The following is a 12,805-nucleotide window of genomic DNA, read 5'->3' as shown; positions in this document are numbered from 1 at the left end:
TCGTGCCGCCGTCCGCTGCCAGTTCCGGAATGTCGTTCCGACTTTCATTGTCTTTCATGCCGCGAAGCGGCAGGCACCCTGTTGAGATGCGGCTTTCGCCGCGCTCCGTGAACCAACCAGTTGCGACCCGTTTGTGGCGGCATCGCGGCGATTGGCTCCCCCGTTACCTTCTACAACAACCCGCGTTGAAAGAGTGTTGCCGAATCGACACTCGGCTGTGTCCGGTGATGAGATTTCCTTCCGCGAAGAACAGGACGCGGCTCAGCCGCGCTCGTCGCCCTGTTCCTTCTCGCGCGTCAGGATCGAGGCGATGACGGAGCCGAAGATGATCAGCGCCGTCACGAGAAGCGCGATCGTCGACGGGATCTTGATGAAATGCGCAAGCAGCATCTTGGCGCCGATGAACATGAGAACCAGCGAAAGTCCGGTCTTCAGGTGGTGGAAATCGCGCATCATGCCGGAAAGGACGAAGAACAGCGCCCGCAGACCCATGATGGCGAAGACGTTGGAGGAAAAGACGATGAAGGGATCGTTCGAAATCGCCAGCACGGCCGGGATGGAATCGATGGCGAAGACGAGGTCGGTGAACTCGACCGTCACCAGCACGACGAACAGGGGCGTCATGTAAAGCAGTCCCTGCCGCACGACGAGGAATTTCGAACCCTCGTACTCGTTCGTCACGCGCCCCGTCTTCTGCAGCCAGCGTACGATGCGGCTGTCGCCGGGATCGATCATCTCGTCCCCCGCCATCATCATCTTGTAGCCGGAAAAGACCAGCAGAGCGCCCAATGCCATTCCGACGACCGCGAACTGATCGACGATCTTCACGCCGGGCACGATCAGCGAGAGGCGCATGACGATCGCGCCGACGATGCCGTAGAAGAGCACGCGATACTGCGCCTCGGGCGGAACGCGAAAATAGCTGAAGATCAGCGCGATGACGAAGATGTTGTCGAGCGAAAGCGCCTGCTCCACCAGATAGCCGGTGAGAAATTCCGCCCCGCGGGTCCGCCCCGCGAAATAGAAGACACCCGCCGCAAAGAGCATCGCCAGCGTTACGTAGCCGCCAACGGTGATCAGCGCTTCGCGCTTCGAGATGACGTGGTCCTTGCGGTGGAGGACGAACAGATCGAAAAAGAGGATCGCGGCGACGAACGCCAGGAAACCCGGCCAAAGCCACTCATGATGAATCATTGAAAAGGATGCAGGTTGCGCCGCGTCAGCGCGCTGTCGATCGGTCCGACATCACAGGCGACGCCTCGCCTGTCAGAGGGGCCCGGCCCGGGTGACGCGCCTTTGTGCGCCGGAACCCGCCGGTTTGCAAGGCCGGACTAATCTTCTCCGCCCGGAATGCGCACCGGAGAAAGCCCCGATCGGGCGGAAGGGCGTCAGCCCGCCGACGTGACACGCTCCAGCGCCACCTTCAGGCGCGCAAGCAGAGCCTTGAACTCCTCCAGCTTTTCGCGTTCGGCCGCGACGATTTCCTCCGGCGCGTTGGCGACGAACTTCTCGTTCGAGAGCTTCTTCTCGATGCGGGAGATCTCGCCTTCGGTCTTGCCAATCTCCTTGCGGATGCGGGCTTCCTCGGCGGTGAGATCGATCAGGCCGCCGAGCGGCAGGCAGGCCGTGGCTTCCCCGACGACGATCTGGGCCGCGCCTCTCGGCGCCTCGTCCGCCTCCGAAATCCCGCTGACGCGGGACAGCCGCTCGATGGCGGGCGCGTGCCGCGCCAGCCGCTCGCGCGTCGTGGCGTCCGCGCCGACCATGACGAGTTGCGCCTGCGCGGCAGGCGGCACGTTCATCTCGGAACGGACCGAGCGAATCCCCGACACCAGTTCGACCAGCCAGTTGATCTCGGCCGCCGCGTCGCCGTCCTCGAAGTCGGGCTGTGGCCAGGAGGTCAGCGCGAGCACGTCCGCGCGCGGCGTTCCCTCCGGCGCGGTGAGCGCCCAGAGCTCTTCCGTCATGAACGGCATCATCGGGTGCAGGAGCTTGTAGATTTCGTCGAGCACATAAGCCACGCATGCGCGTGCCTCGGCCTTCGCGGCTTCGTCATCACCGGCAAAAACCGGTTTCAGAAGCTCGAGATACCAGTCGCAGAAGAGGTTCCACACGAAGGAATAGGCCGCGCCCGCCGCCTCGTTGAAGCGATAGCCGGTGATGCCGCGCGTGACGGCGCCGGCAGCCCGCGTCAGTTCGGTGAGGATCCAGCGGTTGACCGTGAGCTTCGCGTCCTCAGGGCGGAACGACGGATCGAGCCGAGCTCCGTTCATCCCGGCAAAGCGCGTCGCGTTCCACAGCTTGGTGCCGAAGTTGCGGTAGCCGGCCACGCGTGCCGGATCGAGCTTCACGTCCCTGCCCTGCGCGGCCATGATGGCCAGCGTAAAGCGCAGCGCGTCGGCGCCGTATTCGTCGATCAGGTCCAGCGGGTCGATGACGTTGCCCTTGGACTTCGACATCTTGGCGCCGTCCTTGTCACGCACCAGCGCATGGACGTAGACGGTGTGGAAAGGCTCCTCTTCGGTGAAATGCAGGCCCATCATCATCATCCGGGCAACCCAGAAGAAGATGATGTCGAAGCCGGTCACCAGCACCGAGGTCGGATAGTAGGTTTTCAGTTCCTCGGTCTCGTCCGGCCATCCCAGCGTCGAGAAGGGCCAAAGCGCGGAGGAGAACCAGGTGTCGAGCACGTCCTCGTCGCGCACCAGGATTTCGCCTGGGGCGAAGTTCTCGAGCTTGTCCTCGACCCACCCTTTCCAAGGCGTGTCGACCGCGAGATAGTACTCAACCGCCTGGTCGAGCGCTTCCTTCTCGGTCTTGGCGACGAAGATATGGCCGTCGGGGCCATACCAGGCCGGAATCTGGTGACCCCACCAGAGCTGACGCGAAATGCACCAGGGCTGGATGTTCTCCATCCAGTCGAAATAGGTCTTTTCCCAGTTCTTGGGCACGAACTTCGTGCGCCCCTCGCGAACGGAGGCGATCGCCGGCTTGGCCAGCGTCTCGGCATCGGCGAACCACTGGTCGGTGAGCATCGGCTCGATGACGACGCCGGAACGGTCGCCGAAGGGCTGCATGATCTTCCGGCTCTCGACCAGCGAGATCGGGTTGCCCTCCGCGTCCGTCGTAGCGACCGCGAGACCTTCGGCGCTGATTGCCTCCACGATCAGCCGGCGCGCTTCGTAGCGGTCGAGACCCCGGTAGGCGTCCGGCACGAGGTTGAGCGCATCGACATCGGATTCGGACGGCAGTTCCCCGCTGCGCGCGATCTCCAGCGCGCTGGCCGCGCACACGGCGTAAGGCTCTCCGTCGTCGCGCATGGCCGCCCTTGTGTCCATCAAGCGATAGAGCGGGATGTCGTTGCGGCGCGCCACCTGATAGTCGTTGAAATCGTGGGCGCCGGTGATCTTGACCGCGCCCGAGCCGAAGGCCGGATCGGGATACTCGTCGGTGATGATGGGGATCAGCCGCCGATGTTCCTTCGGCCCGACGGGGATCTCGCAGAGCTTTCCGACGATCGGCGCATAACGCTCGTCCGACGGATGAACCGCCACCGCGCCGTCGCCCAGCATGGTCTCGGGCCGGGTTGTCGCGATCGAGATGTAGTCGCGTTCTTCCTCGAAGGTGACGTTTCCGTCCGCGTCCTTCTCGACGTAGCGATAGGTCTCCCCGCCCGCCAGCGGGTATTTGAAATGCCACATGTGGCCGTCGACTTCGCGGCTCTCCACCTCGAGGTCGGAGATCGCGGTCTCGAATTGCGGATCCCAGTTGACCAGCCGCTTGCCGCGGAAGATCAGGCCCTGCCTGTAGAGGCTGACGAAGACCTCGATGACGGCGCGCGACAGGCCCTCGTCCATGGTGAAACGTTCGCGCGACCAGTCGCAGGAGGCGCCGAGCCGCTTCAGCTGGTTGACGATTGTGCCGCCGGATTCGGCCTTCCACTGCCAGACGCGATCGATGAAATCCTCGCGCGTGAGGTCGCGGCGGTGGATCTGCTGTTCCATCAGCCGGCGTTCGACGACCATCTGCGTGGCGATCCCCGCATGGTCCATGCCGGGCTGCCACAGCACGTTCTTGCCGCGCATGCGCTCGAAGCGGACGAGGATGTCCTGCAAGGTATTGTTGAGCGCATGGCCCATGTGAAGCGAGCCGGTGACGTTCGGCGGCGGGATCACGATGGTGAACGCCTCTGCGCCATGCTCGGCGCCTGCGCCCGCGCGGAACGCGTGCTCCTCCTCCCAGCGGCGGGCTATCTTGGGCTCGACGCTCCGGGCGTCGTAGGTCTTGTCCAGCATGTCGGGGTGTCCGCGCTCGCGAAATTCAGAGCCCGGTGTAAAGCCGAAGGGTCATGGCAAGTCAACCGCGACCGGCCGGAGCGTTTTAAGCCCGGCCCGGCGCGCTCTGTGCGGTGACGGATGCTTGTCGTGGAGCGGCGATCAGCTGCCGCGTGCGACGCGCTCGATCTCCTCGCGCACGAGCTTCTCGACGATGGTGGGCAGGTTGTTGTCCAGCCAGTCCTGCAGCATCGGCCGCATCATTTCCGCGGCCATGTCGTCGAAGCTGCGCTGGCGGCTTGCCATGAAGGCCTGGGACAGTTCGCCGAATGCGGCGGCGACCTGTCGACCGGTGTGTTCGGAAATGATCGAGGGCTTGTCGACAAGTTGCTGCTCGGCACTATGCGAAACGGCAGCCGATGGCGCGGCGGCATCCGAATTCGCCGCGGCCGGCACGTGGACCTCATCCTCTTCGGTCATTGTGCCGAGAAGATCGTCGGCCAGATCGATCGCCGGCTCGTCCGCGAAGGCCTCCGATTCGTCATTGGCGGTTTCTTCCGTCGCGGGCTCCTCTGCCGTGGCGCTGGTTTCGGGAGCCGCTTCGGCCTCCGGTTCAACCGGCTGCGCCCGTTCGGGCAGTTCCCGCATCTCGGCCTCGGGCGCCTTCACTTCCGGGACGGCGGTATCGGAGCCATTCGAGGCCGCCGGAACGTCGAACTCCCTGCGGAAGGCCTCGACCTCGCTCTTGCGCGGAGCGCTCTGCGCCACGAACGGGGCGGATTCCGGTTCGGGTTTACGGACCTGATCGCTGTCTTCGATGATACGGCGAATGGAGGCGAGGATTTCCTCCATCGACGGCTCGCGCTGCGCGCCGCCGGTCTGTGGCATCTTCAGTTCCGCCGCTGGGCTGGCCATGGTCCGCATCTCCATTCCACTCGGGAACACACCCCCGAATCAATGCAAAAACCCTAGCGGAGGGAACGCCGCGAGAGAATCCCCGCGGGAACGGAGAAATGGTTTCACACAAGATTGGACCGTGAATTGGCCCCGAGGCGATGACGCGCTCAGCGACCGTCCGGCGTACGCAGGCCGAACCACTTGTCCTTGACCGCCTCGTAGTGCTCTTCCGGCCGGTACGACGTGACCTGGAGCCCGAGGCGCTCGGCGCTGAGCTCTCCCACGGCGGAGAGAATGGCGAAGCTCGCCAGAACGTAGTCGTGTTCGGCGCTGACCTGGTTGATCTGCGCGGTGATGACGTCCGCCTGCGCGTTCAGGACGTCGAGCGTGGTGCGCTGGCCCACATTACGCTCCTCGCTCACACCCTCGAGCGCGAGCTGGGCAGCGGAAATGAGCTCACGATTGGCGGCCACGAGTTCAGCGCCGGCATCGTACTGCGCCCAGGCAGACGTGATTGCCGCACGCACCTGATCGAGCGCGACATCGACTTCGATCCGCGCCTGGCCGAGCGATTCCTTCGATTGCCTGACCAGCGCGGAGGCACGCCCGCCCTGATAGATCGGAATGGACAGGCTGATGCCGACGCTTCCAACGGTGGAACCGCCGTTCGTGCCGATGTCGGGCGTACGGTCGCTGAAGCTCCTCGACACGCCCGCGCTGGCGCTGACGCCGGGAAGCATCGCACCCTCGGCCGAATTCACCGTAAAGCCGGCCGAATCCACCAGATGACGGGTGGCGAGAATGGCCGGATGCTGGGCCACGGCCTGCGATATCGCTGCTCCGAGATTGTTCGGCAGGAGTTTCGCCAGCGGCCTCACCGGCTGAAGGTCGTTCGGTTCGTCGCCGACGATCTGCCGATAGATCGCGGCGCTCGACGCCGCCTGCGCGCGGGCGGCCGTGAGCTGCGCGACCGCCGACGAGCGGCTGGCTTCGGCCTGCGCCACGTCCGTACGCGTGCCCTCGCCGACATCGAAGCGCGACCGCGCCGCCCGGACCTGCTCCTCGAGGAACTCGAGATTGCGCCCGCGCAGCACCGCGATCTGACGGTCGCGGATCACGTCCAGATAGGCCGCCGCGGCGTTGTAGAGGGTGTTCTGCTCGGTGTTGCGCAGCGATTCGCGCGCAGCGAAGACGCGTGACTTGGCCGACAGGACGTTGTTGCGCGTCTGGAAACCGTCGAAGAGCGTCTGGTTGATCTGAACCCCGAAGGAGCCGGTCCTCAGGTCGGTGCCGGAACTGTTCTGATAGTTCAGCGAGCCGGTGGCGGCGATGATGGGACGGTAGCCTGACTTGGCGATCGGCACGTTCTCATCGGTCACGCGGACCCCGGCCCGAGCCGAGTTCAATGACGAATTGTGCTGGTAGGCCCGGGTCAGCGCCCCGAAAATGGTCTCGGCACTGGCGGTCCCGGGAATGGCCAGAGAGGCCGAGACCAACAACGCTGCACACAGCTTTTTGCTCATCGACGCCACGACTATTCCTCTCGACACGATACGAACGGCTCTCGTCCGCCAGTTCGCGGAATCAGCGAACGGGTGCACCTAACACCGATGTCCGCCTTCGCACACGCAAAACGCCACGCGGTGTGCGAATGTCTTTCCGTGTTGCAGCATGGCGCCACTTGCCGCGCCGCGCAACCTCTCAGAAATCGAATGCCGGTTCGCTCTGGAAGCCCGGCAGCGGCTTGATCGCGGCGTTGAAACCGCGGCGGCCCGAAACGACCTCGGAATGCTTGACGTAAAGCCGCGCGATACCGGCGTTTCCGTATCCTTCGACCGCCACCAGACGTCCGCCGTCCTTCAACTGGGCCAAGAGATTTTCCGGCACCTTGTCCACAGCTCCCTCGAGAACGATCACGTCATAAGGTGCCTCGGAAGCATATCCCTCGGCCAGCGGCCCCTGCACGACGGCAACGTTGTCGTAGCCGAGCTCGGAAAGCGTTGAGGTCGCGTCGTCGGCGAGCGTCGGATCGCATTCCAGCGCGATCACGGAGCCGGCGACGAGCGAGAGAATCGCGGCCGGATAGCCCGTGCCCGTGCCGACATCCAGCACGAGGTCGTCCTTGCCGATGTCGGCCATCTGCAACATCTTGGCGAAGGGAGACGCTTCCATGAGAAAGCGGCGATCGGCGGAGCCCGGAGGCGTGATCTCGATGTCCTCGTCGAGATAGGCGAAGGCCTTGCGGCGGCTGGGAACGAAAGCCTCCCTCGGGACCTCCTGGAAGGCGTCGAGGATCGGGATGCGGTTGACATCGGTGGTGCGCAGCTGGCTGTCCACCATCTTGGTTCGCAACTGAAGATAGTCAGCGCTCATGTGTGGTGTCCGCCTCCGCCAACCTCTTGCGAATTCCTTCCCATGGCCGGCGGGCGCATGGGAACAGCCGGCGGTGGAGGCCTCGCCCGGAATCGAACCGGGGTGCAAGGATTTGCAGTCCTCTGCGTAACCACTCCGCCACGAGGCCCCGTAGCATCGGCTGTCTATGGGCGGACCTGTTAACAGAGGGTCACCGGACCGACAAGCGGTCTCGCTCAAAATCGCCTCCCCTCGGCGAATTGCCGCAACCCGTCAGCGGCCCGCGCCTTTCGGTCGGCGTCGCCTCTCCCACCGCAGGGCAAGCTTGCGCCGCCACCGCCGCACCATCGCCACGTCGTACGAGAGAACGAGGAAGCCCGCCGGGATCATCCAGAAGCCGAGGACCGGCAGGAAGCCGAATATCCCGAGCACGATCAGCGAGGCGCCGATCGGGATCCGCGCGATCCGGGAACGGGGCATGGGCACGCGCCGCCCCAGAATCCGGATGTACGGGCCATTGGCAACACGTTCCTCGCCGCCGAAGCGCTCCCCGGCTTCCGCCCGCGACAGCCGCTCCGCCTCAATGCTCTTTTCGCCCAAGATCTTCTCCTTGCCACGCGCGCCCAGGGCGCTGCGGCCGAAACCCAGCGACAGATGCAGTTCCGCCCGGGGTTCTTCAAGCGCCGACATCCGTTTCCGGTTCCCTGGGCGATCCAAAACAGCCCGGCGACTTGCTCGGGACCGGGAGAAAAGCGGCCATCGGGAAAAAAAGCGAAAACGAGCTTGGCAATCCGGAACGGGTTTTGCTATAGGCTGCCGCACTTCGCCAGAGCACTGTTCCCCGGTAGCTCAGTGGTAGAGCAACCGGCTGTTAACCGGTTGGTCGCTGGTTCGAATCCGGCCCGGGGAGCCATTTGCTACGATCCACGCACTCAGCAAGATCCCACAAGTCACTGGATTTTCCCGCAAATATGCGGTTTGAGACGCTTCGGGTCTATTCGCATGCGGGTATCTGCTGACGGCCCGCGCTTGATGGATTCAGCAATCGGCACCCGTTGACAAGGGAGGTAGCTACTCGAGGGCTAAGCGCCATATTTCCGGCGTCGGAGCGGCGGGAAATCGTCCGGCGAGATGCACGATGAACCACCGGCCCGCCCGAATAGGGACGCGCGGCTACTTCCGGGCGGTGACATTCTTGCGGATCGACTCCCAGTCCTCCTTTTGAAAGACCTCTCCCAAGCCTATTGCGTTCATGAACGCGGGTATGACGTTTCCATCTCTTTCGACGGCTTGATCGTAGTCGAGAACATGAACGTTGTTTTTGCCGAGGACGGCTCTGAAAGCGGCAAGCCGGCGTTCATAGTCGATCAGCCACGAGTCCTCGCCTGTATATGCGAATGAATGTCGGTCACTACGATCATACAAACCAGTATGATCGAACTGATTTGCGTGCGACGCCAGATACGATTTCTTGTCTCGCAGAAATACGATAATCTCGATCGGTCCCCCAATCAAAGAACGAAGACGCTCGACTTCGTCGTGATGGAACAGAAGGGAAAGTCCCTCGGCCGAGAATATCTTGATACGATCGCGGTTTGCATCCATGAACGCGATGACGTGCTTTTCGACGGCGTTCCGGTAAGCGTCATCCATCACGAACTTCGATTTCGCGCGGAACGTCGACGTCCGCTCCAGCCGCATGGCGTAGGCGTGTAGTTCGACATGGTTGGAATCGCGATGGATGCCCTCGTAAAAGGCCATCCCGCATTCCCTCAAAGTCTCCCGGTGATGCTTCAGAAAAAATTGGAGCGACGTCGTGCCGGTTTTATGGAGGCCTATATGAACGATACTATGGGTCATGGCCGCGACTTTCGGTGCCTGGATGCCATTCCGGCGCGGTCGTCTGCTCATGGTTTCCTGTTCATGGCATCATGCCGATCTCAGGCAGAAATTCCACTTATGCCGGGTGTCCAGTTTTCCCGAGCCAGCCCTGTTTGACCATAGGATCGCGAGACGCGTTGTCTGCGATGACGAATTTTGCCGGGGAATTCGTCGCACGATAGAGGCTGTCGAGGCAGACCCACGTATAGATCGGCCGCTCCCAGCTGAGGATGAATACGAAGGGGATACCTTGAAACATGAACTTCCTAGTATAGCCGACGACACAGCAGACGCGTCGAGCGTCCCGGCGAGTTTTGTCGACGCGAACCGGAATGGAACGGCAAAAGAATTCGGTTCCCAGCGCGGTCCATATAAGAACGGCAGGAGCTTCACAAGGTTAGGCTCCCTGCGAAGCTGGTGCAGGCTGGATTCACATCTCCCATTGGCGTCGCGCGTCTCGACCAGGTCGCGCCGCAGCGCACCCGGAGGCGCTGTCCTCGCAAGCTGCACCTTCGCCGGTCGGGCTCAGTGTCACCTCATCCCGGCCATGACGTCGGAAGCGCGGTTGTAAAAAAGAAGCCGCACCCGAAGGCGCGGCTTCCAATCTCAAGAATAGGGACGCCTCAGCCGCCGTTCACCCAAACCACGGTACGCGTGCCCCGGTTCACGAGTACCGGTCCCGCGTCGGTGTAGACATAGGCGTAAGCAGGATCCGACGGGATTTCGACGAGTCGCACGTCTGCCGGAACACTGGCGCCGATAGAGAGGCTTCCGACCGTTACCGGATCGACCGGATTCTCCTGCACATACGTCACGGTACCCGGTGCGACGACGTAACCGGGCGAGTAGACCACTTCGCGCGATGCCACACGGACGATAACCGGACGTCCATTGGCGTAGACGTAGGCGTAGTCGGGATAGTCCGGAATTGGCGTCAGCGTCGCGTCTGCCTGGACGACCGTTCCTTCGGCGAGATCGCCCTCGATCATGACGGTGTCAACCGGGTTGGCGACGACATACTCGACCGCCGGTTCCGGCACAGACGTCGCGGCACCCAGCATGGCGCCCGCGAATCCACCGATCACCGCGCCCACCGGTCCGCCAACCACGGCGCCCGCGATGGCCCCCGTGGTCCCGCCGGCCGCGACACCGGCATCCATGTTCGCGTTGGTGTCGGTTTCGACTTGGTTGCTGTCCTGGGTGGCCTGCTCTGCAGCCGGAGCGTTGGGAGGAACTGTTCCCGACTCCTGGCCGTAGGCGTAGCCGGAGATCAGCATGACTGCGGCCGCCGAGGTCAAAAGCTGTTTACGCATCTTCAAAATCCTTCTTCATTTCGTCCCATTCGGACGCAGAAAAGCGCAAGGGCGACGAAGGTTCCGAAACCCGGGCAACGGAAATGAAGAAGCGAATTCCCGAGCACCGATGGCGGCCAAGGCATGCGCCTTATCCCGCAACTTCTTGGGGTTGTGGGCGTTTCTCCGGTCTGGTTGAAACCAAAGGAGACACGAGCATGGGCATGATCAGAAAAATGATACTTCTCGGCGTGGCGAAGAAGGTCGCCGGGGCATTACTGAAGCGTCGGCGTTCACCTGCCGAGAGCAGCGGCGCAGGCCCCGCGCTGGCCGCACACTCGAAGGACGCGGCAAGCGGCGCCAAGTCCGGCCAGAGCGGAAAAGCGGCCGGTGTCAGAAGCGCTCACTGAATCGCCGAACGAGTATATCCCGCCAAGAAAAATGGCGCGCCCGGGGGGCGCGCCATTCGCTTTTTCGGCCATGTGCCCGTGGCTTACTCGACGATGCTCGCCACGATGCCGGCGCCGACGGTGCGGCCGCCTTCGCGGATGGCGAAGCGCAGCTTCTCTTCCATGGCGATCGGCACGATCAGCGTCACGTCGACCGTCACGTTGTCGCCCGGCATCACCATCTCGGTGCCTTCCGGCAGCGTCACGATGCCGGTCACGTCCGTCGTGCGGAAGTAGAACTGCGGACGGTAGTTGGTGAAGAACGGCGTATGGCGGCCGCCCTCCTCCTTGGTCAGGATGTAGGCCTCGGCCTTGAACTTGGTGTGCGGCTTCACCGAACCCGGCTTGCACAGCACCTGGCCGCGCTCGACGCCCTCGCGGTCGACGCCGCGCAGCAGCGCGCCGATGTTGTCGCCCGCCTGGCCCTGGTCGAGCAGCTTGCGGAACATCTCCACGCCCGTCACCGTCGTCGAGGTCGTGTCGCGGATGCCCACGATCTCCACCGTCTCCCCGACCTTGACGATGCCGCGCTCGACGCGACCCGTCACGACCGTGCCGCGGCCCGAGATCGAGAACACGTCCTCGATCGGCATCAGGAAGGGCTGGTCGATCGGACGCTCGGGCGTCGGGATGTAGCTGTCGACCTGCTTCATCAGCTCGCGAACCGCGTCCTCGCCGATCTCCTTGTTGGAGTCTTCCAGAGCGGCCAGCGCCGAACCCTTGACGATCGGAATGTCGTCGCCGGGGAACTCGTACATCGACAGAAGCTCGCGAACCTCGAGCTCGACCAGCTCCAGCAGCTCGGCGTCGTCGACCTGGTCGACCTTGTTCAGGAACACCACGATCGCCGGAACGCCGACCTGGCGGGCGAGCAGGATGTGCTCGCGCGTCTGCGGCATCGGGCCGTCGGCGGCCGAAACCACCAGGATCGCACCGTCCATCTGCGCGGCACCCGTGATCATGTTCTTGACGTAGTCGGCGTGGCCCGGGCAGTCGACGTGGGCGTAGTGGCGCGCCTCGGTCTCGTATTCGACGTGCGCCGTCGAGATCGTGATGCCGCGCGCCTTCTCTTCCGGAGCCGCGTCGATCTGGTCGTAGGCGCGGTACTCGCCGAAGTACTTCGTGATCGCAGCCGTCAGCGACGTCTTGCCATGGTCGACGTGCCCGATCGTCCCGATGTTCACATGAGGCTTGTTACGCTCGAATTTACCTTTTGCCATATCTCTTTCCCTGGACCCGCGACGGGCCTGTTTGCGGTTGCGGGGCGATTAGCCGCTACTGCTCGAAAAGACAAGGGGCCGCGGCGCGCGGAGCAATCTCGCAATTCCCTCCAGCTCACCTTGACGCAAGGTAACGGCTATGCAGGATGCGGCCGGCTCAGAGGGGGTGCTGATGCGGATGATCCTGATACTGCTCTTGTCGGCAATCGTGGGGAGCAGTGCGGTCGCGCTCATTGCCGGGGTGCCGGAAGGTCCCCTCTATCATCATTACCTGGAAGAGGACTGAGACAAGCGGGACGCGCGGTCGAAGCGCAGGTTAGGCTTGCGAAAGCTGAGCGGTGAAGAGACGGGATGGAGCGGGCAGCGGGAATCGAACCCGCACCAAGAGCTTGGAAGGCTCATGTGATACCATTTCACCATGCCCGCAGCGGGGAAACACC

10 protein-coding genes and 3 tRNA genes are annotated in these 12,805 nt (G+C 63.4%); 2 read left to right on the top strand and 11 right to left on the bottom strand.

Going from position 1 to position 12,805, the window contains the following annotated elements; all coding sequences use genetic code 11:
* Nucleotides 1-261 precede the first annotated feature (261 nt).
* The 7 genes from BSQ44_RS11435 to BSQ44_RS11405 form a co-directional block, all read right to left on the bottom strand.
* Entirely contained in the window at nucleotides 262-1,194 is a 933-nt protein-coding gene (locus BSQ44_RS11435; RefSeq protein ID WP_072604148.1) for a TerC family protein, read from the bottom strand.
* Nucleotides 1,195-1,388: 194 nt separating this feature from the next.
* A complete protein-coding gene (locus tag BSQ44_RS11430; RefSeq protein WP_072604146.1) occupies nucleotides 1,389-4,295 on the bottom strand; it encodes a valine--tRNA ligase in 2,907 nt (968 codons plus the stop codon).
* A 141-nt stretch (nucleotides 4,296-4,436) separates the two neighbouring features.
* Entirely contained in the window at nucleotides 4,437-5,189 is a 753-nt protein-coding gene (locus BSQ44_RS11425; protein WP_235633388.1) for a PopZ family protein, read from the bottom strand.
* A gap of 149 nt (nucleotides 5,190-5,338) precedes the next feature.
* Complete coding sequence (locus tag BSQ44_RS11420) at nucleotides 5,339-6,694, bottom strand: TolC family outer membrane protein (protein ID WP_157894587.1); 1,356 nt, start codon at nucleotides 6,692-6,694, stop codon at nucleotides 5,339-5,341.
* Nucleotides 6,695-6,872: 178 nt separating this feature from the next.
* On the bottom strand, nucleotides 6,873-7,544 hold the full coding sequence (locus tag BSQ44_RS11415) for a protein-L-isoaspartate O-methyltransferase family protein (protein ID WP_072604142.1): 672 nt from the start codon (nucleotides 7,542-7,544) through the stop codon (nucleotides 6,873-6,875).
* Nucleotides 7,545-7,618: 74 nt separating this feature from the next.
* Nucleotides 7,619-7,692, bottom strand: a tRNA-Cys gene (locus BSQ44_RS11410).
* A gap of 104 nt (nucleotides 7,693-7,796) precedes the next feature.
* Entirely contained in the window at nucleotides 7,797-8,030 is a 234-nt protein-coding gene (locus BSQ44_RS11405) for a hypothetical protein (RefSeq protein ID WP_072608008.1), read from the bottom strand.
* Between the two features lie 331 nt (nucleotides 8,031-8,361).
* Between BSQ44_RS11405 and BSQ44_RS11400 the strand changes: the two genes are divergently transcribed.
* A tRNA-Asn gene (locus tag BSQ44_RS11400) sits at nucleotides 8,362-8,436 on the top strand.
* A gap of 260 nt (nucleotides 8,437-8,696) precedes the next feature.
* On the opposite strand, the gene BSQ44_RS11395 is transcribed toward BSQ44_RS11400, so the two are convergent.
* Nucleotides 8,697-9,434, bottom strand: coding sequence for a hypothetical protein (locus tag BSQ44_RS11395; protein WP_157894586.1), 738 nt, complete (start codon nucleotides 9,432-9,434; stop codon nucleotides 8,697-8,699).
* Nucleotides 9,435-10,027: 593 nt separating this feature from the next.
* The gene (locus BSQ44_RS11385; RefSeq protein ID WP_157894585.1) at nucleotides 10,028-10,717 is read right to left on the bottom strand and encodes a DUF1236 domain-containing protein; all 690 of its coding nucleotides are present in this window, start codon (nucleotides 10,715-10,717) and stop codon (nucleotides 10,028-10,030) included.
* A gap of 197 nt (nucleotides 10,718-10,914) precedes the next feature.
* On the opposite strand from BSQ44_RS11385, the gene BSQ44_RS11380 reads away from it, so the two are divergent.
* Nucleotides 10,915-11,106 carry a hypothetical protein gene (locus tag BSQ44_RS11380; protein WP_072604133.1) on the top strand — a complete coding sequence of 64 codons (192 nt, stop codon included), beginning with the start codon at nucleotides 10,915-10,917 and terminating at the stop codon, nucleotides 11,104-11,106.
* A gap of 83 nt (nucleotides 11,107-11,189) precedes the next feature.
* On the opposite strand, the gene tuf is transcribed toward BSQ44_RS11380, so the two are convergent.
* Both tuf and BSQ44_RS11370 read right to left on the bottom strand, forming a co-directional pair.
* Complete coding sequence (gene tuf, locus BSQ44_RS11375; protein ID WP_072604130.1) at nucleotides 11,190-12,365, bottom strand: elongation factor Tu; 1,176 nt, start codon at nucleotides 12,363-12,365, stop codon at nucleotides 11,190-11,192.
* A 352-nt stretch (nucleotides 12,366-12,717) separates the two neighbouring features.
* Nucleotides 12,718-12,791 (bottom strand) — tRNA-Gly (locus BSQ44_RS11370).
* Between the last annotated feature and the right edge of the window lie 14 nt (nucleotides 12,792-12,805).

The organism is Aquibium oceanicum (genome assembly GCF_001889605.1).
GTDB lineage: Bacteria > Pseudomonadota > Alphaproteobacteria > Rhizobiales > Rhizobiaceae > Aquibium > Aquibium oceanicum.
Note: the sequence above shows the minus strand (reverse complement) of the source record. Positions and strands in the feature narration are given on the sequence as shown.